Source organism: uncultured Pluralibacter sp. (assembly GCF_913775985.1).
GTDB lineage: Bacteria > Pseudomonadota > Gammaproteobacteria > Enterobacterales > Enterobacteriaceae > Pluralibacter.
The window spans coordinates 305,831-325,917 of sequence record NZ_CAJYMB010000147.1 but is presented as its reverse complement, the minus strand read 5'-3'; the positions used below and the strand labels follow the sequence as shown (position 1 = coordinate 325,917).

The following is a 20,087-nucleotide window of genomic DNA, read 5'->3' as shown; positions in this document are numbered from 1 at the left end:
GGCATTTCTGTTTCTGGCGGCGCCGTAGTCTGGTAACGTCAACCCAGGCGGCATGCGCTGCTGTTGTTAAGGAGACCTACATGACCCCGATTGCAGTCACCCTACTCACCGGCTTTCTCGGCGCGGGTAAAACCACTCTGCTGCGCCACATCCTCGACGCGCAGCACGGCCTGAAGATTGCCGTGATTGAAAATGAGTTTGGTGAAGTGTCCATTGATAGCCAGCTGGTTGGCGATCGCGCCACCCAGATAAAAACCCTGACCAACGGCTGCATCTGCTGCAGCCGCTCCAACGAGCTGGAGGACGCACTGCTGGATCTGCTCGACGGGCTGGACAGCGGCGCTCTGGCCTTTGACCGGCTGATTATTGAATGCACAGGCATGGCCGATCCCGGTCCTATCGTGCAGACGTTTTTTTCCCACGAGATTATCTGCGAGCGCTACCTGCTGGACGGCGTGGTGGCGCTGGTGGACGCGGTACACGCCGATGCGCAGATGGATAAATACACTCTCGCCCAGTCCCAGGTCGGCTACGCTGACCGCATCCTGCTGACCAAAACCGACGTCGCTGGCGACAGCGAAGCGCTGCGCGAACGGCTGGCGCGCATCAACGCCCGGGCCCCGGTGTACACCGTGACCCACGGCGATATCGACCTGAGCCTGCTGTTCAACACCGGCGGCTTTATGCTCGAAGAGCAGGTGGTGCAGCCGAAGCCCCGCTTCCACTTTATGGCCAGCGCGCAAAATGACATCACCTCGATCGTGGTCAACCTCGACTATCCGGTGGACATTAGCGCGGTATCGCGGGTGATGGAAAACCTGCTGCTGGACTACTCCGAGCAGCTGCTGCGCTATAAGGGAATGCTGTGGATCGAGGGCGAGCCGAACCGGCTGCTGTTTCAGGGCGTGCAGCGCCTGTACAGCGCCGACTGGGACCGGCCCTGGGGCGACGAGACGCCGCACAGCGTGATGGTGTTCATCGGCGTGGCGCTGCCGGAAGACGAGATTCGGGCGGCGTTTGCGGGGTTAAAAAAAACTGAATAACGCCAACTTCCCTGGTCAAAAGGGACACCCTATTGATTCATGCAACGGTGCCCCTTGATACAGCCCCCTCAAAACAAAAGGCATCTTCGCGGGAATGACGCCATTATATTGCCCTCTAAGCGCTTATTATCGTTAAGGGAACAACGTGAAAAATTTCAAAGTTATCACCCCGCTTTTTCCCACCTATGCTCAGGTCAGCGTCATGATAAAAGCGGTTTCAGGCCATTCGCTGAAAGCTGTACGCAGTATGATCAACGCCATTCAGGAACAGACCGGTACACCGCAGAACCCGGTGGACTGGTCGGAACCTGACCACTGGATTAACGAACGCCTGCGCGGTGAAGATGCAGAAATCGCGCAGAAAATCTGGCAAACCGACAATCATGTTCTTAATCCGCGCCACAGCTACGGCTGTTATCTGTTTCTTAACAATCCACTGTTTGAGTTGATGGAAACGACAGATAGCGGCATCTGGACGGCTACCGCTCGCGGACAGCAATTTCTCAACGGTGATGAAAAGGTGTTACGCCTGCTCGACGATCGTGAAGGATTGTTGCAGCTACTGGAGCTGCTGGCAGGTCGTGAGATGGCCAAACGCGCCGATCTACTGCCGGAATGGCGGGCATTTTTACATCAGTCTTCAACATTTTCTGCCGACGGATCGGTAAAAAGCACACTCTATGCTCGCCTGTATAACCTGATCGATCGTCAGCTGGCGACGCGCGAAGGCATGAGCTACCAGATTACCGACGCGGGCCGCCAGTGGCTTAGCAAAGCCCTGCCCGCGCGCAAAGCCGATCCGCGCAAAGCGCTGCTGGAGGCAGTCAAACGCTACAACGACCAGCAAAAAGAGCTGCTGCGCGAACAAATCAGCACCATGAATCCCTATAAGTTTGAGCATCTGGTGGGCCAGCTGCTGGAAGCAATGGGCTACGAGCAGGTGGAAGTCACTAAAGCCTCCGGCGATAAAGGCGTGGATGTGGTGGGCCGGGTGCAGGTGGGCATCACTACCATTACCGAGGTGGTGCAGGTCAAAAGGATGCAGAGCAGCGTTACCCGCCCGCTGATTGATCAGCTGCGCGGTGCCCTCCCGTACCACAAAGCCATTCGCGGCACCTTAATTACTACCGGTAAATTTGCCACCAGCTGCGCCGACGCGGCGCTGTTCCCTGGCGCAGCCCCGATCACGCTTATCGACGGCGAGCGGCTGGTGGAGCTGCTGATTGAGAATAACGTCGGTATTCGCCGCAGCAACGCAGTCGAGCTGCTGGATGTGGATCTGGATCTGTTTGACGAGCCGGGGATGGATTGAAGGGCGAAATCAGCTCTTATAATCGCTACAATAGCGCCAAATTTTTCTGAATCGAGTGAGTCATGGCCAAAGCACCCGCCAAAAAAACCAAATCCAAGAAAGGGTTTGAAGAGACCTTATGGGATACCGCCAATCAGCTTCGCGGCAGCGTTGAATCCTCTGAATATAAACACGTGGTTTTAAGCCTGGTATTCCTGAAGTTTATCAGCGATAAGTTTGAAGCCCGCCGCCAGAAGATGAAAGACGAAGGCCAGGGCGATTTCCTCGAAATGGAAGTCTTCTATCAACAAGACAACATCTTCTACCTGCCGGAAGCGGCGCGCTGGTCGTTCATCAAGCAGCACGCCAAGCAGGATGATATTGCCGTACGCATTGATACCGCGCTCTCCACCATTGAGAAGCGCAACCCGACGCTGAAAGGCGCGCTGCCGGACAACTACTTCAGCCGTCAGAATCTGGAAACCAAGAAGCTGGCGTCGCTGATCGATACCATCGATAACATTGAAACGCTGGCCCATGAAACCGACGTGGAAGCGCTGTCGAAAGAAGACCTTGTCGGTCGGGTGTACGAATACTTTCTCGGCAAGTTTGCCGCCACCGAAGGTAAAGGCGGCGGCGAGTTCTATACGCCAAAATGCGTGGTGACGCTGCTGAGCGAAATGCTCGAACCGTTCCAGGGCAAAATTTATGACCCGTGCTGCGGCTCGGCGGGGATGTTTGTCCAGTCGGTGAAGTTTGTTGAAAGCCATCAGGGGAAAAGCCGCGATATCGCCCTGTACGGTCAGGAGCTGACGGCCACCACCTACAAGCTGGCGAAGATGAACCTTGCCATTCGCGGCCTCTCCGCCAACCTTGGCGAGCGCCCGGCGGACACCTTCTTCAGCGACCAGCACCCGGACCTGAAAGCCGACTATATCCTGGCGAACCCACCGTTTAACCTGAAAGACTGGCGCAACGATGCCGAACTGACCAAAGACCCGCGCTTTGCTGGCTACCGCACGCCGCCAACCGGCAACGCCAACTACGGCTGGATCCTGCATATGCTCTCCAAGCTGTCGGCCAACGGCACCGCCGGTTTTGTGCTGGCGAACGGCTCAATGAGCTCCAACACCAGCGGCGAAGGCGAGATCCGCGCGCAGATGATCGAAAACGATCTGATCGACTGCATGATCGCCCTGCCCGGCCAGTTGTTCTACACCACGCAGATCCCGGTGTGCCTGTGGTTCATGACCAAGTCGAAGGCAGCCGAACCGGCCAAAGGCTACCGCAACCGCCAGGGCGAAACGCTGTTTATCGACGCGCGTAATCTCGGCACCATGATGAACCGCACCACCAAAGAGCTGACTTCGGACGATATCGCCACCATCGCCGACACTTACCACGCCTGGCGCAGCACGCCGCAAGAGCTGGCCGAGCGCGTGAAGCGCGGCGACAGCAGGCTGGCGCAGTACGACGATCGGGCCGGGTTCTGCAAAGTTGCAACCATTGCAGAGATGAAAGCTAACGACTACGTGCTGACGCCGGGCCGCTACGTCGGCGCCGCCGAGCAGGAAGACGACGGCGTGGCGTTTGAAACCAAAATGCGTGAATTGTCGCAGACGTTGTTTGCGCAGATGAAGCAGGCGGAAGAGCTGGATAATGCAATTCGCCAGAATTTGGAGGCGCTGGGTTATGGGGAGTAAGTGGATAAAATATCGTCTAGGTGATATAGCAACTTTTTCTTATGGTAAAATGCCAAAAAAAGAACTTATTGGCTTAGGTAAATATGTCGTTTTTTCCGGGTATAAATATACTGATAACTACCCGGAGAAAAACCTATCAGTTGGCGATTTAATTGTTGTCGCTCGAGGAGTCGGCGGAACTGGTGATGTAAAAATAGCAAATCAAGATTGCTATTTAACAAATTTATCCATTAAGATAGATTTGGATGATAAAATAATAAGAAAAGAATATTTTTATTATCAATTTAAACAAAATACATTACGTTATCTTGATAGCGGTTCTGCTCAAAGTCAAATAACCATAAATGATCTATCGAATATTGAAATAGTAGCACCTTTGCCAGAAGTGCAAGACTCAATAATAGAAAAATTAAGAAATCTCGATAAAAAAATAGTAATAAATACATCCATAAACCAAACCCTAGAACAAATGTCCCAAACCCTGTTCAAATCCTGGTTTGTGGATTTCGACCCGGTGATTGATAACGCGCTGGATGCGGGAAACCCAATCCCGGAAGCACTGCAATCTCGTGCCGAACTGCGTCAAAAAGTACGCAATAGTGCAGATTTCAAACCACTTCCAGCAGATATTCGTGCACTGTTCCCGGCTGAATTTAAAGAAATGGAGTTGGGCTGGGTACCGAAAGGTTGGATAACAACATCTTTTAACGATTTGATAGAACTAATTGGTGGTGGCACACCTAAAACTTCTGTAGAAGAGTACTGGAATGGAGATATTCCGTGGTTCTCTGTCGTCGATGCACCTGATGAATCCGACGTATACGTATTAACTACAGAAAAAAACATTACTACTGAAGGGCTCAATAATTCCTCAGCAAAGTTATTAAAAAAAGGAACAACAATAATCAGCGCCAGAGGAACTGTAGGGAAATGCGCTATGGTTGCTGTACCGATGGCAATGAATCAGTCATGCTATGGTGTTATCGGTAAAAATAATATTTCTGATGAATACGTTTACTTCCAATTAAAAAATGCAGTCCAGACTCTTCAACAAATGGGACACGGCTCAGTTTTCAACACAATAACAAGAGATACATTCAAGAATATTAAAGTTCCTTTTTGCAATGAAGAATTAACAAATATTTATTCTTTGCTTGTTAAAAATTATTTTTCAAAAATACTGAATAATAATTATCAAAAGATTGCATTAACCAACCTCCGCGACACCCTGCTCCCCAAACTCATCTCCGGCGAGCTGTCACTGGAGGATCTGCCAAACTTAGTCAACCAAACCGAACCCGCATAACGCATCTTGCCCCTGTCAAACCAGGGGCTTTCTGGTAAGGTTTATCTTATTACAGGAACCCTTACCAGAAACTCAGCCAGGGCCGGAGCGGGATATGCACCTCTCATTCAGTGAAGCGAAGTTAGAACAGGCGATAATTGAGCTATTACAAGAGCAGGGCTATCAGCACCTGATCGGCGATAATATGCCGCGTTCGAGTTTTGAGCAGGTGATTATCGAAGAGGATCTTCGCCATTATCTCGCAGCCCGCTACCAGGCCGACGGCATCACTGAAGAAGAGCTCCAGCGGCTGATCAAGCAGTTCACCACCCTGCCCGCCTCCGATCTCTATGAAAGTAATAAAACCTTCTGCACCTGGCTGGCCAACGGCTTCCTGTTTAAACGCGACGATCGCCAGCAGAAAGATCTCTATATCGAACTGCTCGATACCCGCCACCTGCCCGCCGCGCTGCGTGAACTGTTTGACAGCGAAGAAATACCGCTGCAGCGGGCTGCGGAAACACCGGCAGGCTACTCTATCCCGCCGCTAAACCGGATGAAAATTGTCAATCAGCTGACCATTACCGGCAAAGAAAACCAGCCGCGCATTCCGGATGCCATCCTGTATATCAACGGCCTGCCGCTGGTGGTATTTGAGTTTAAAAGCGCGGTGCGCGAGCAGGAAGCCAATATTGGCGATGCGTATAAGCAGCTCTGCACCCGCTACCGCCGCGATATTCCGCAGCTGTTTGTCTATAACGCGCTGTGCATTATCAGCGATGGCGTCAATAACCGCATGGGCAATCTGTTTGCGCCGTACGAATATTTCTACTCCTGGCGCAAAATCACCGGTAATGAAAATCGCGAGCAGGACGGCATCCCTTCCCTGCACTCAATGATTCAGGGACTGTTCCATCCGATCCGGCTGCTGGACGTGATTAAAAACTTTATCTGCTTCCCGGATAAAGCCAAACACGAAGTGAAAATCTGCTGCCGCTACCCGCAGTATTATGCAGCGCGCAAGCTGTATTACAGCATTGAACGGGCGCGTAAACCTGTCGGCGACGGCAAGGGCGGCACCTACTTTGGCGCGACTGGCTGCGGCAAGAGCTACACCATGCAGTTCTTAACCCGCCTGCTGATGAAAAGCGTCGAATTCGCCAGCCCGACCATCGTGCTGATCACCGATCGCACCGACCTGGACGATCAGCTCTCAGCGCAGATGTGCAATGCCAAAAACTATATCGGCGATGAAACCGTAGTACCCGTTACCAGCCGCGAGGATCTGCGGGAAAAACTGGCCGGTCGCAACAGCGGCGGTGTCTTCCTGACCACTATCCATAAGTTTACCGAAGACACCGAACTGCTTTCCGGGCGCGGCAATATCATCTGTATTTCCGACGAAGCACACCGCAGCCAGGTCAACCTCGATCAGAAAGTGATCGTTGATAAACAAAACGGCAAGGTGCGCAAAACTTACGGTTTCGCCAAATATCTGCACGACTCGCTGCCTCAGGCCACCTACGTGGGTTTTACCGGCACCCCTATCGACGCCACGATGGAAGTCTTTGGCAACATCGTCGACAGCTACACCATGACCGAATCCGTGCAGGATGAGATCACGGTACGCATCGTCTACGAAGGCCGCGCCGCGAAGGTCATCCTCGATGCAGGTAAGCTGGAAGAAGTGGAAAAGTACTACGCTGAGTGCGCTGACGCCGGCACCAACGAGTGGCAAATCGACGAGAGCAAAAAAGCCAGTGCAACGATGAACGCTATTCTTGGCGATGAGGATCGCCTGGAGGCGCTGGCAGAAGACTTCGCAAAGCACTATGAAGACCGCGTGGAAGAAGGCTCAACGGTGAAAGGCAAAGCGATGTTTGTCTGCGCCAGCCGGGAGATAGCATGGGATTTCTATCGTCAGCTGAAAGACTTCCGTCCGGCATGGTTTGAAGTGAAACAGGTCCCGGATGGCGTCGAGCTGACCGAGCAGGAGCAGAAAGAGCTGCCGCCGTCCGAAATGGTGAAGATGGTGATGACGCGCGGTAAGGACGATGACGACAAACTATACGAACTGCTGGGCAGTAAAGAGTACCGTAAAGAGCTGGATAAACAGTTCAAAAACGCAAAATCAAATTTCAAAATCGCCATCGTGGTGGATATGTGGCTGACCGGTTTTGACGTGCCGGAGCTGGACACCATCTATATCGACAAGCCGCTGCAAAAGCATAACCTGATCCAGACCATCTCCCGCGTTAATCGCAAGCTGGAAGGCAAAAGCAAAGGGCTGGTTGTCGACTATATCGGCATTAAGCGCCAGATGAACCAAGCGCTGGCGATGTATTCGCGCATTGATGCCACCAACTTTGAAGATATTCAGCAGTCGGTGATTGAAGTGAAAAACCACCTCGAACTGCTGGCGCAGGTGTTCCACGATTTCGATAGCCGCCCCTATTTCAGCGGCGAGCCGCAGGCGCAGCTGGCCTGCCTGAACTTTGCAGCAGAATTCGTCATGCGCACTCAGAAAACAGAGCGCCGCTTTATGGGGCTGGTGAAGCGTCTGAAAGCGGCGTATGACGTTTGCTGCGGCAGCGAGGCGCTGTCGCAGGCCGAGCGCGACCATATCCATTTTTATATTGCTGTGCGCTCTATTGTCTTCAAGCTGACCAAAGGCGATGCGCCGGACGTCACGCAGATGAACGCCCGCGTGCGCGAGATGATCGCCGAGGCGCTGAAAGCCGACGGCGTGGAAGAGCTATTTTTCCTCGGCGACAAGAAAGCGGAGTCGATCGATATTTTTGATGACGACTATCTGGCGCGCATTAATAAGATCAAACTGCCGGCGACAAAAATCCAGCTGCTGCAAAAGCTGCTGGAAAAAGCCATCAGCGACTTTAAAAAGGTCAACCAGTTACAGGGGATTAACTTCACCCGTCGTTTCCAGTCCATTATGGATAAATATAACGAGCGCCGGGAGGATGACGTCCTCAACGGCGAGGAGTTCGATCATTTCAGCCAAGAGATGACCGATATTATCTACGATATCAAAACTGAAATGGGTACCTGGGCAGAGATGGGAATCGATATAGAAGAGAAAGCCTTTTACGACATTCTGGCGCATATGCGCGATAAGTATCAGTTCACCTATGAAGATGACAAGATGCTGGCGCTGGCGAAAGAGATGAAGGCGGTAGTCGATAACACGTCGAAGTATCCGGACTGGAGCAAGCGCGATGATATCAAGGCGAAGCTGAAGGTGGAGCTGATCCTGCTGCTGCATAAACACAAGTTCCCGCCGGTAGCCAATGATGATGTTTACATGGGTGTGCTGGCACAGGCGGAGAATTTCAAACAAAACCATATCAATACCCTGCATTAAGCAGGGCTTACCCGGTAACGTTCCGGCTACCGGGTAGCTTCCGCAATTCAGTACTGTTGTACAGATATAAAATGTGACACATCTCACGCTTGCAGTCAGAAAGTGCCCTTGTTAAGGTGGCGCCGATTTATTTCTGATAACAAGGCATTACCGTGAAAAAACGCAATCTTCTGCTTGTTGCCCTGCTGACCGTCACTTCCGGCTCCGCCATGGCAATGGGTTTTACCGTTGAGCAAAGCAAAAACTTCTCTAACTTCGATCTGGAGATGGGTAAATCCTCCTCCGGCATCTATCTCGAAAGCAGCTGGCTCAAAAATACCGACGACGGCACCCAGACCGGCGGCGTGGGCGCGGGCTACAACCTGGGCCTGGGTCCGCTGATGGTCAACGTAGGGGCGAAAGCGCTCTATCTGGGACCGAAAAAAGGCGATAACGGCGTCGCGTTCCCGGTTGGCGGCGGCGTGAGCTACGCGCTGACCGACAGCATCAACCTGTTCGGCGAAGGCTACACCGCGGCGGAAGGCATGAACAACAGCGTGAAAAACTACGTTGAAGCTAACGGCGGCGTAAGCTGGACTCCGTTCACTCCGCTGACGCTGAAAGCCGGCTACCGCCACGTCAGCGTTGACGGCAAAAACGGTCGTCCGAACCACACTCTGATCGACGGCGCCTACGTGGGCGGCGGCATTACGTTCTGATTGCCTGAGCGCGCCGCCGGTTAACAGCCCCGGCGGCGCAGGCTTACGCATCAGAAATCGTAGTAAATGCTGAGCCAGGTAGTGTCGTCTTCGTGGTCGGTGCTGGCGGCCAGCGTGCGTTCCAGATAGAACGAGAAGCCGTAAGCAATCTGCGTGTACATCCCGAGATAAACGTGGTTAGCGTGATAATCCTCGTCGCCCTTCAGGCGCAGGGTATCCGCGCCAACATAAGGCTGGATAGAGTGCAGCAGCGGTTTGTTAATCTGGAAGGTGTAGCCCGCGAAACTTTCCAGACCGTAGCCGTCCCCGGAGAAGTAGCGGTTAACGGTGGCGGTGCGGGTGGTCGGCACATAGTGCTTATACCAGGTCGCGGTGCCCACCAGATACCAGTTGTCCGGCTGCCAGGTGACGGCCGCGCCGGAATACTGCTGGGTGTAGCCTTTGCTGTCGCCAACGCTGTTTTTGATGGTGGCCTTGGTCTGGTTCCACGCCGCGCTGACGGTTAAGTCTTTCTGCAGCTGGTAATCCGCGCCGATCCCGCCCCCGTGATTGCGGCGATAGTACATGTCATCGCCCATCCACTTCTCATCCTCAGGCAGCAGATAGTCCGCATACAGCGTCAGATCGCCAAAGGTGTTGGTGTACTTGAGGGTGTTCTTCGGACGCTCGCCGCCGTCGTAATCGCCACCGACGCCGATCCAGTTGGCGCTGGCGTGGCCATCGTTATCCCAGACGTCGCTTTTCACCCCGATCGCATCGTAGTAGGCGCCGTACTGGTGGCCGTAGGTCAGCGTCCCGTAGCGGTCGTCTTTAATACCGCCGTACAGCTGGCGCTGGATATCCTTCGGGCTGTCGTGATCGTAGTGGCTGTCCATGCCCAGCACGTGCGCAATGTCCACGCCCCATTCGTAGTAGCCCACCACCGACGTGTGCGGCGTCAGCGAATAGTCGGAGGTGAAGCGAAAACGGGTTCCGCCGTCGTGGCCGTTTTTGTCATAGCCAGGCTCCGGGCCGTTGTTCCAGATAAATTCGGGACGGATGCTGCCGCCAACCTGAAGGCTCAGCGGATCCAGCAGCCAGTTATTGAAACTGTTTTTATCCAGTACGGTAATTTCAGCCCGCGCGGGAAGCGAAAGTGCTGCGACTATTGCGGCACTCAATAATACCGGGCCTGAAGTGAGTTTTAGACGGCGCAAAATAGACTCCAGATTAGGTACCCTAAATAATTCGCGCTGCTCGCTGGCGGCAAGTGAGTAAATCCTGAGATGCTTACTGGCGGAAGTATGCATCCGCAGCCAATACGCAAACAGCGTGAAGTATGAGGGTATAAAAAAAATTAATAAATTCGTGACGAGTATAACAGAATAAAATAATAACCTGCACTTATCCTGTAGGCCTTATTCAATACAAAAAGCATCACTGCAGCAGGTTATCGCGATTGAAAATCGTAATTAACCACGGGTATTACCTCCAGTTTATTCCTTTTAAAATAAGCAAGTTACGCCACTTCTGCGGAGCAATCCGCGCTTAATCATCTCATTTAATTGCAGATTGCAAGAAAGTATTAAGATAACTCTTCTTAGCGTTTATTTAGCGCATTTATAACATGATGTAAAAACAATGATAGCCGCAAAGGTTGTCAGGCGATTTCCCCGCTATTTATTAAAGGAAATGATTCAACAGGTTATTGAAGTGGCGAAAGTGCCGGTAAATGGGAAATGTTAAATTTATCTTTTTTAACCCTCGGGGCCGTGTGTAATATCCCCTGTTATGTAAACCCCGGCAGTGAGAGGAAACCAATGTCGAAAACGGAGCGTTCAGAGGTGAAAAAGCGCACAAAAAGGCTCCTGCCGCGGGATATTTGCCAGCATTTTATCCGACAGCCAGCTGCTGCTGGGATTCGGGTCCGCCGCGCTCAATCCTAAAAACGCGCTGTTTTATTTGTCGTTAATGACTGCCCTGCTTGGGCCAGGCGTTACTCTACTTCAGCAGACGGCCTGCGGCGCGTGGATGGTAGCGGCGGTTCTGATGTGGGATCTGGCGGTTGCGGCGCTGCTGGGGTATTCGCGGGTGCAGCGGACGCTAAATCAGTATCTGTTCGTCGTTGAGCGCTTAGCGGGTGCTGTACTGATTGCGTTTGGGGTGGGGATCATGGTGCATATGCTGATTTGAAGTGCCCCTCCGCAGACGCGAAGGGGCCGTGCGGGAGTGGATTAGCTTTTAACCACTACCAGCTTCTGGTTCACAAACTCTTTAATGCCTAAATCAGAGAGTTCGCGGCCGTAGCCTGAACGCTTCACGCCGCCGAACGGCAGTTCCGCCGCAGTATCGGTGAGCCAGTTGATGTAGACCATACCGGTTTCGATACGCGAGGCCATCTTCTTCGCACGATCGATATTCTGGCTGAATACCGCCCCGCCCAGACCGTAGTGGGAATCGTTGGCGAGCTTGACCGCCGCGTCGTCATCTTTCACCACGTAGATTTGCGCTACCGGGCCGAAAAACTCTTCGAAGTAAGCCGGGTTTTCGCGGGAGATATTGGTCAGGATCGTCGGCTCAAAGAAGCTGCCCTCGCCCTGCACCGGCTTGCCGCCGAGCTTCAGGGTCGCGCCATTTTTAACGGCCTCGTTCACCTGTTTAGTCAGAGTTTCCTGCGCCTCTTTAGAGGACAGCGGCCCCAGCTCGGTGCTTTCGTCCAGCTGATCGCCAATCTTCACCGCTTTGAAAGCCTGGGTGAACTTGTCGAGGAAGGCGTCGGCCACTTTTTCGTGCAGGATGAAGCGCTTCGCGGCGGTGCAGACCTGGCCCGCGTTATTCAGGCGCGCCTGAACGCCGATTTTCACCGCTTTCTCCAGATCGGCATCGTCGAGCACCACGAACACGTCGTTACCGCCCAGCTCGAGGGTCGATTTCTTAAGGTACTTGGCCGCCTGTGAGGCCACCGCGCTCCCGGCTTTTTCCGAACCGGTCAGCGCCGCACCCTGCACGCGATCGTCGGCGATAATCTCCGCCACCTGATCCGAAGAGATAAACAGGTTCGTCCACGCGCCTTCCGGCGCGCCTGCTTCGCGCACCAGGTGCTCAAATACCTCGGCGCAGTGCGGCACGATGCTGGCATGTTTGACCAGCACCGGGTTACCGGCGGCCAGGTTCGGGGCCAGAACGCGCATCAGCTGATAATACGGGAAGTTCCACGGCTCAACCGCCATCAGCACGCCGATAGGATGGTGCTCAACCCACGCATCGCCAAGCTCGGTTTTGTAGGGAACCGGCTTGAGAAATTCTTTCGCGTTGTCCGCGTAGTAGCGGGCAATCTGCGCACATAGCTTCACTTCGCCGCGGCTCTGCTCAATAAGCTTGCCCATCTCCTCGCTGGCAATTTTGGCCAGCTCCTCAACGCGGCCGTCAATCAGGTCTGCAAGCCGGTGCAGCACGGGCAGGCGCTGATCGATATCGCCCTTCGCCCAGTCGGATTTATACAGGGCGTGCGCTTTTTTCAGCGCGGCTTCCACGTCCGCCGCCGAGTGATTGGTGTACTCTTTGATGAGTTTATTTGTCGCGGGGTTCACTGTCTGGTAGGCCATCTGGTGTCTCCTTTCCTCTGGTTACAATCTAAATGCAGTCAAAAATATGACGTAGACCATTAAGGGTAGTTGATAGCGCCGGGGAGGGTGGGATTTACGGACGGTTCTGAGAGGTCAAAGTGTAATAATTATTTTACCCTGCACCAATCGGGTACTGAAGGTTATAAGTTTGAATTTATCAAGACCATAACCTTTATAACAATGCGCCAATCATTCGACATAATTCAATTATTTAAGTTTATCAGTATGAAAACTATAGAAAAAGAGAAATAGCTTTCCTCCTATAATAACCATTCTATTAACAGGCTTTACTAATAATTATTTTTAGTGTTTTCAGTTTCCGAATAGTTTATAATTTTATTACTGTAATCAATGGAGTGTTATTACATGACCCCTTTACTAATCTACTCTACTCAAAATGGATTTAATGACAGCAGTTCAGATGATATGAGATATGGAGATCTGACTGACTCCTGTCTGCAAAATCACTTCAATCTTCGAGACGTTTCTACCGTAGTCAATCCATATTCTATGGAGCTCTTGCCAGCATTCAGCCATCCTCATAATCGTTTCTATTATCCAACGACTGGAAAAAGAATTAGTAAGCATGAATGCATTAAACTAATGTTTGATGATTTGAGAAGATTAACGCTTCCATTTTCTTTTTGGGGTCCAAACACTGATATTATAAAGCAGATGATCACACACCTCCAAACCGCACAGGGTCGTAGCTTTAGCAATGTGTCACTTAATTCTGCTTTCAACCACCAAATTATTTCTGACAATTCCCCTAATAGTTCATTAAAACGTATTAAAGAAATTTTAGATAAAAACATTGATTATGAAAAAAAATATTTACCTATAGAAGCCTTACCTCAGATAACGCTTAATATTAAAGGTGGCATCCTCCCAAAATTCACAAGAGCTGAGGATAATTTCAATGGATTAGGTCTTGCTGTACATGATATGTATAGTATGGAGATTACCATAGATGAAATTGATATTAATCAAAGTGAATATAGATGTCTGATTCGATATAAAGCCCAGGATCATTTTGGTCTAGACCAAAATGATATTAAGGATTGGAAATTTCAACAATTTTATTTTTTCAAAACTTGGTTTGTTTTACAAAGATCGCAGAACTATGGCTTTAAGCCTTTCTTTACTAACATTGAAACATATATAAAAATAAAAGGAAAAAGAAATGCGTAAATATACTTCATGGATATTCATATTGATTATACTATCAACTATTAGCTATATAAATATAATTAGAAAACCAGAAATCATATTTGTAAGTAAAGAACTGAATTTTAATAACATCATTATTAAACACTTTCCTCTAACGCAGCATGGGAAAATTGCCTGGTGGAAGAACAACCGGGAGAAGCTGAAAAATAAATTTAATATCCCTGTTATGGCCAGTAACGGAGACTGGTACGTAGACATCTGGAACTATGGTAATGGATTTAAGAAACTGCCTAAAGGGGACGTGAGGATCTTTAACGCTGACACCCAAGATATGATGTGTTTTGATAAAGATAAATGCATCGATAAAGAACTCCTTATGCGCGTCGAAAATAATCGCCGCGGCGGCATAATCATCAGTATTGGCGACAATAAAATCGATGAAAAGTAACCCCATCGAATGATACCGCGCCATCCACAAGCAAAATGCTGGATGCGCTGTTTCTCTTTACAGATACGTCCGCCGTCTTAAACCGTTTTAACGCGGCGTCATTATTTAAGCCCGCCATTCACATTTTCCGTCGCCCAGATGATCCCACAAATGGCCGGAAATCGCCCCTTAAGCGCGCCGTTATCGCCGGTAGGCGGCAGGAATTTCACCTCGTAATAAGAGCAGGCTTTAGTGCTGCAGATAAGCAGATACCAGCGGTCATTATTTTATCATTCTCAATCCAGAGACCTCTCTGGAATCAAGGTAACCCGCGCTGAAAATCATCCTTCGCCTTTGCACTCCCGCCCCTTCCCGCTCTATGCTAGTCAGATGAATAAATTAGCTGAACTCAAGCGGGCCAAGCTGCTGGCGCTCTCTCTGCTGCTGGCGGCGGCCGCGGTATTTATTACCACTCTGTTTCTGCCACCCGCGCGCTGGGTCAGCGCGCTAAAGGCGATTTCCGAAGCCGCGATGGTCGGCGCGCTGGCGGACTGGTTTGCGGTAGTGGCACTGTTTCGCCGGGTGCCGCTGCCCTTTATCGCCCGTCATACGGCGATCATCCCGCGCAATAAAGACCGGATCGGCGACAATCTCGCGCAGTTCGTGCAGGAAAAGTTTCTCGATACCCAGTCGCTGATTGGGCTGATTCAGAAATACGAACCTGCTCTGTTAATAGGCCGCTGGCTCAGCCAGCCGGACAACTCGCGGCGCGTCGGCCAGTATCTGCTGCAGCTGATGGGCGGCTTTCTGGCCTTTACCGACGACGCGCGCATCCAGGGGCTGCTTAAGCGCGCGGTACATAAAGCGCTGGATAAGGTCGATCTGACCGGCACCAGCGCGCTGATCCTCGACAGCATGACCAAAAACCAGCGCCACCAGCGTCTGCTGGACGCCGCTATCGAACAGCTTATCGCCCTGTTGAATAAGGAGAGCAGCCGGGCATTCATCAGCCGGCAGATTATTCACTGGCTGGAGAAAGAGCATCCGCTGAAGGCAAAAGTACTGCCGAAAGCCTGGCTCGGAGAGCACAGCGCCGAACTGGTGGCTGATGCGGTCAATACCCTGCTGGATGACGTCAGCCGCGACAGCGGCCACCAGCTGCGCCAGGGCTTTGACCGGGCGGTGCAGCGGCTTATTAATAACCTGAAAACCGATCCGGAGATGGCCGTGCGGGCCGAAGGCATTAAGCGCTGGCTTAAAGACGACGAAGCGTTTAACGGCTACCTCGGGCAGATGTGGTCAGATTTGCGCGGCTGGCTCAAAGCGGATATGGCAAGCCCTGACTCGCGCATCGCGCAGCACATCAGCGACGCCGGGCTATGGCTTGGCGAAACGCTGATGGCTGATGAGGCGCTGCGCAACTCGCTGAACGAGCACCTGGAGCAGGCCGCCCGCCGCGCGGCGCCAGACTTTGCCACCTTCCTTACCCGCCACATCAGCGACACGGTAAAGAGCTGGGACGCCAGAGATATGTCGCGGCAAATTGAGCTCAATATCGGTAAAGATCTGCAGTTCATCCGCATTAACGGCACGCTGGTGGGCGGCAGCATCGGGCTGGTATTGTGGCTGCTGTCGCAGCTTCCCGCCCTGCTGGGCTGGGCGCAGTAAACAAGGAGAAACCATGCAAGAGATTACCCTGACGCAGGAACAGCGCGAGCTGCTGCGCCGCAGGCTGGAAACCTACTGCGAGGCAAACTTTGATATTGAACTGGGGCAGTTTGACGCGGAGTTCTTTATTGATTTTATTATCGCGCAGCTCGGCCCGGTATTTTTTAACGCCGGTATTGATGAGGCGATCCGCACGCATCTGGCGTACAGCGACCGTATTCAGGAAGAGATGGATTTAAGGAAGATTTACTAAAGGAGTCCGGCGGCAGTCTGACGACTGCCGCCGGTCCCTGGTGGTGGCACATCAAAATATAACAGGTGAATTATTATCTACTTATAACTACTGCATAGCTTCAGGATTTACAGCAACTGCATTACTTCAGGGTTTCTGGTAGCGTGTCATGGTCATCGATCCGGGCACAATACTGTCCATGAACGTCTTCGCTGCGGGCACGCTTTCAAAGCTGTTCATCGACGCCTGCGCATCCGCTATGCTTTTCCAGTGCACAATCACCAGCCAACTTCCGGCTTTCCCGGCCGCTGATTCTCTGGAGATAAATCCCGGCTGCCGGGAGACGTGCTGCTCTTCAACAGCGTGGTCAATTTTCTGAAACTCGGCATCGGAGATCCCGGGTTTAATTTTAAGGGTCACGACTTCAATTACCGGATTCGGTGTCCCGGCACTCCACGCGGAAAAAGCGGCGAGGGAAATAGCGGCGGCAAAGGCACAGCGTTTCAATATGTTCATCGTATATTCCGCAAATTCAGTGACGTGGGAATAGTAGTCCGACCAGATGAAAAATGAGACTGAAATAATTTGAGAGAGTTGTTCAAAAACGTAGAATGTTATTCCATAACAGTCAATTCTCAGCGCATAAATTTCCGCGCCCGGCCTGGCTTCCGGCGGCCTGTCTCGAACAATGAAGACATAGATAGGTGTAATACTTAAACGACAGCATTCACGGAGGTATCTGTTTGTTTAGCGGTTTTATGCTTTTGACGCTGCCGCGATGTCAGTAATTAACATCACGGCAGCGGGCAACACCGGCCTGGTCGGGGCCTATTTCCCACCCTGCGCCGGATCGGTCACGACAAACCGCGTCGGCTCAAACAGGTTAAGGATCTTGTGTACCAGAAATACCACCGTCAGGGTGATCAGCAGCGAAATAGTCACGGAGCTGATGCGGTAGAGATCGCTGAACACCAGGTCCTGCTCGGGGTGCATATTCTGGCCAAACATAATGCCGATAGTGGTGATGCTGGCAAAGCCCACGCCGGCGCCCACTTTCTCCATGACGTGCAGCCGGGCGCTGAACGCCAGCCCCAGGCCAATAAGCGGCATCATCAGCACCATATGCCGGCTGTGATCGTAGAGGATTATCTGCACCACCAGGATGTACAGGCACGATAGCCCTACGCCCACCACGCGCCACAGGGAGCTGAGCACCGATCCGCGATAGCTCATCGGGAACAGCACCAGAATGCTGGCCATCTGCGCCGACAGCGAGTCGCTCAAATCACACATCTGAAAGACCACGAAGTTGAGGGTCGCCACCGAGCCGGCAAGCAGATATTCGTGGCGAATGCGCGCCGCGTTTTTTTCAATACGCGGCGGCGGCTGGCGCGGCTCGGCGTCCGGTATCAGGTAATGCAGCAGCGCGCTGAGCGCCACCGCCAGCACGCAGGCCTCCATATTGGAAAACAGCAGCGTGTGCCAGCTGTTGGTCGGGTAGCTCATGAAATTGAGCATCGTGCTCTGGCACACCACGCCCATTGAGCCAAATAAAAATAGCGGGCCCTTGCTCATAAAGCGAAAGCGCGTTGCGTACAGAACGAATACCGCCATGGTCATAATCACCGGCCAGCGCGACAGATAGCCGGCAATAACGATCATTTCAACGCAGTTCACCGCCGCGCTGGCAATAAACTGGCGGGCGACGTGGGCGTTGAACACCGGCACCAGCGACAGCAGCATCACCGGATAGACGACGTAAAAAACGCCGTACTGCACGTTATAAAATGTCGAGATACTCAGCGCGATGGTGCCGGCCAGCGAGATGCGTATCGTCTGGCGAAAGTCGTTGGCCGAAAAAACGATATTGTCGTGGGGCGTAAATACCCGCGCCAGCGTGTTGATCGACCCCATACGCTTAGTAGACATAGTGGAACAGGCTAATCAGGTGGATTTGCAGCCCGGCGCAGAAGCTGGCCAGCGGCCCTTCGCGGTTGTAGAGCTGCACCGTGGCGCGCGCGCCGGTGGGCAGCTGTATGTCCAGCGGCTCGTCGAGGATCACGTGAATGCGCATGCGCTGGGCGTCGCGCACCCAGCGGTTGGAGGTTTCCGGCTGCGACAGCTGGCCGTTAACTGCTTCCTGACCAGCCAGCACACCGGCGTCGCGGCTGGCGACGCGGGCGGGAAAGACCTTGCCCGGCAGGGCGTCAAACACTACCGCCGCTTCGGTGCCCGGCCGGGTGTGGCGCAGGCTCTTCTCGCGGAAGTCGGCCACGATATCATCACGCTCGCTCACCAGCGCCAGCACTGCGGTACCGGCGGAGGCGTAGATACCGGCATTGAGCTGCAGGTTGCTGACGGTGCCGTCGGTCTCCGCGCGGATCTGCGTCCAGCCGAGATCGAGCTGCGCCTGCTCCAGCGCGTTCTGATACTTCTGGATCGTCACGTTGCGGCCTTCATCGCGCTCGCCGCGCTGGATCTGCAGGTTGCGGATCGTCGACTGCAGCTGGCTGATGGACTGCTCGCTGCTCTGCCAGGCGGTACGCACCCGGTCCAGATCCTGCTGCGACACGTACTGGGTTTTGCCCAGGCTCTGGTAGCGGTTAAAGGTGCGGCGATCGTTGCTGGAACTGATTTCAGCCGTCCGCAGATTGGCCTGCTGGGCGGCAATCTGCGCGTCCAGTTGCTGGTTGCTGAGGCGAGCCTGTTCGAGGGCGATTTTCGCGGCATCCACCCGATTAATAAACGGCGTCGGATCCAGCTCATAGAGCAGATCGCCTTTCTTGACCGTGCTGTTATTGTGCACGTAAACGTGAGAGACATAGCCCGAAACCCGCGATGAGACTGGCGTTACGCTACGCATCACCGTGGCATCCGGCGTAAGCGGGATCCAGATATCAGCGACGATAAACCAGCCGAACATCAGCAGGAAAATGGCAATACTAACCCGCACCCAGCGGGCGAACTTCTGTTCAGGCGTCATCATGGTAAAAGTCTTTTATTTTTCTTTGCGAAAATTTCGCATGTTGCAGGCGAGCTGGTTAAGCGTATTACTAAAAACATTCATATCTTCAACGGGAATATTGTGCGTTATGCGCTGCTGTGTCTCTTCAATAACTGTAGTCAGTTTTTTCAACAATTCGTGCCCTTTCGGCGTTAATTTCAACAGCCGACAGCGCTTGTCGTACGGCGATATCGTACGCAGCAGGTACTCTTGCTTTTCGAGCTGGGTGAGAATGCGCATTAGCGGCGGGAGTTCGATGCCGTGTACTTCGGCAAGTTCGCTCACGGAGACGTTATCACCCAGCTGAGAGAGCTGCAGCAGCACGGTCCATGTTGACTGAGTCAGTCCGGTATCGGTAATGGTGCTATCAACGATAGCGCGCCACTGACGCACCAGCATCGCCATGCGCATTCCCAGCGCACGGCGATTAAAGAGTTCTTCTTCGGTCATTGCGATCCCCTCGTACAGGACGAGGAGCAAGATAATACTTATCATGGTAACTATCAAGAAACGAATTTTATATTTTACATTTCTCGTCGACTATGCGTGGCAAATCGGCCGTTTTTCGGCGCTCTCTTTGTA

Annotated in this window: 16 protein-coding genes and 1 pseudogene; 11 read left to right on the top strand and 6 right to left on the bottom strand. The window is 52.6% G+C overall.

Features of this window, described 5'->3' with window-relative positions; translation table 11 throughout:
- Positions 1-80: 80 nt before the first annotated feature.
- From yjiA to QZ766_RS18925, 6 genes are all read left to right on the top strand, one after another.
- A complete protein-coding gene (gene yjiA, locus QZ766_RS18950) occupies positions 81-1,043 on the top strand; it encodes a GTPase (RefSeq protein WP_297205916.1) in 963 nt (320 codons plus the stop codon).
- A gap of 145 nt (positions 1,044-1,188) precedes the next feature.
- Positions 1,189-2,355, top strand: coding sequence for a restriction endonuclease (locus QZ766_RS18945; protein ID WP_297205913.1), 1,167 nt, complete (start codon positions 1,189-1,191; stop codon positions 2,353-2,355).
- Between the two features lie 62 nt (positions 2,356-2,417).
- On the top strand, positions 2,418-4,037 hold the full coding sequence (locus QZ766_RS18940) for a class I SAM-dependent DNA methyltransferase (RefSeq protein WP_297205911.1): 1,620 nt from the start codon (positions 2,418-2,420) through the stop codon (positions 4,035-4,037).
- Complete coding sequence (locus tag QZ766_RS18935) at positions 4,027-5,343, top strand: restriction endonuclease subunit S (protein WP_297205909.1); 1,317 nt, start codon at positions 4,027-4,029, stop codon at positions 5,341-5,343. The genes QZ766_RS18940 and QZ766_RS18935 overlap by 11 nt, the downstream gene beginning before the upstream one ends.
- Positions 5,344-5,437: 94 nt before the next feature.
- Positions 5,438-8,701, top strand: coding sequence for an HsdR family type I site-specific deoxyribonuclease (locus QZ766_RS18930; protein ID WP_297205906.1), 3,264 nt, complete (start codon positions 5,438-5,440; stop codon positions 8,699-8,701).
- Positions 8,702-8,853: 152 nt separating this feature from the next.
- The gene (locus tag QZ766_RS18925) at positions 8,854-9,399 is read left to right on the top strand and encodes a YfaZ family outer membrane protein (protein WP_297205905.1); all 546 of its coding nucleotides are present in this window, start codon (positions 8,854-8,856) and stop codon (positions 9,397-9,399) included.
- 50 nt (positions 9,400-9,449) lie between these two features.
- On the opposite strand, the gene QZ766_RS18920 is transcribed toward QZ766_RS18925, so the two are convergent.
- Positions 9,450-10,559: a porin gene (locus QZ766_RS18920; RefSeq protein ID WP_297205903.1), complete on the bottom strand. Its 1,110-nt coding sequence runs from the start codon at positions 10,557-10,559 to the stop codon at positions 9,450-9,452.
- A gap of 724 nt (positions 10,560-11,283) precedes the next feature.
- Here QZ766_RS18920 and QZ766_RS18915 point away from each other — a divergent pair.
- Positions 11,284-11,571 (top strand): annotated as a pseudogene (locus QZ766_RS18915) (LysE family transporter); the annotation flags it as partial.
- A 41-nt stretch (positions 11,572-11,612) separates the two neighbouring features.
- Here QZ766_RS18915 and QZ766_RS18910 read toward each other — a convergent pair.
- Positions 11,613-12,983 (bottom strand): NAD-dependent succinate-semialdehyde dehydrogenase, encoded by a 1,371-nt coding sequence (locus QZ766_RS18910; RefSeq protein WP_297205901.1) that lies wholly within the window; start codon positions 12,981-12,983, stop codon positions 11,613-11,615.
- 387 nt (positions 12,984-13,370) lie between these two features.
- Here QZ766_RS18910 and QZ766_RS18905 point away from each other — a divergent pair, with 387 nt between their 5' ends.
- From QZ766_RS18905 to QZ766_RS18890, 4 genes are all read left to right on the top strand, one after another.
- On the top strand, positions 13,371-14,195 hold the full coding sequence (locus QZ766_RS18905; RefSeq protein WP_297205899.1) for a DUF3289 family protein: 825 nt from the start codon (positions 13,371-13,373) through the stop codon (positions 14,193-14,195).
- Positions 14,188-14,622: a DUF943 family protein gene (locus QZ766_RS18900; protein WP_297205897.1), complete on the top strand. Its 435-nt coding sequence runs from the start codon at positions 14,188-14,190 to the stop codon at positions 14,620-14,622. The genes QZ766_RS18905 and QZ766_RS18900 overlap by 8 nt, the downstream gene beginning before the upstream one ends.
- A 369-nt stretch (positions 14,623-14,991) precedes the next feature.
- Complete coding sequence (locus QZ766_RS18895; protein ID WP_297205895.1) at positions 14,992-16,269, top strand: DUF445 domain-containing protein; 1,278 nt, start codon at positions 14,992-14,994, stop codon at positions 16,267-16,269.
- Between the two features lie 13 nt (positions 16,270-16,282).
- Positions 16,283-16,522: a DUF2164 domain-containing protein gene (locus QZ766_RS18890; RefSeq protein WP_297205894.1), complete on the top strand. Its 240-nt coding sequence runs from the start codon at positions 16,283-16,285 to the stop codon at positions 16,520-16,522.
- A 126-nt stretch (positions 16,523-16,648) separates the two neighbouring features.
- Here QZ766_RS18890 and QZ766_RS18885 read toward each other — a convergent pair whose 3' ends face one another.
- From QZ766_RS18885 to QZ766_RS18870, 4 genes are all read right to left on the bottom strand, one after another.
- Positions 16,649-17,017, bottom strand: a complete 369-nt coding sequence (locus QZ766_RS18885; RefSeq protein WP_297205892.1) for an antibiotic biosynthesis monooxygenase family protein — start codon at positions 17,015-17,017, stop codon at positions 16,649-16,651.
- Between the two features lie 312 nt (positions 17,018-17,329).
- Positions 17,330-18,415: a DUF2955 domain-containing protein gene (locus QZ766_RS18880; RefSeq protein ID WP_297206477.1), complete on the bottom strand. Its 1,086-nt coding sequence runs from the start codon at positions 18,413-18,415 to the stop codon at positions 17,330-17,332.
- 4 nt (positions 18,416-18,419) lie between these two features.
- Complete coding sequence (locus QZ766_RS18875) at positions 18,420-19,487, bottom strand: HlyD family secretion protein (RefSeq protein WP_297205890.1); 1,068 nt, start codon at positions 19,485-19,487, stop codon at positions 18,420-18,422.
- Between the two features lie 12 nt (positions 19,488-19,499).
- Positions 19,500-19,955, bottom strand: a complete 456-nt coding sequence (locus tag QZ766_RS18870) for a MarR family transcriptional regulator (RefSeq protein WP_297205889.1) — start codon at positions 19,953-19,955, stop codon at positions 19,500-19,502.
- Between the last annotated feature and the right edge of the window lie 132 nt (positions 19,956-20,087).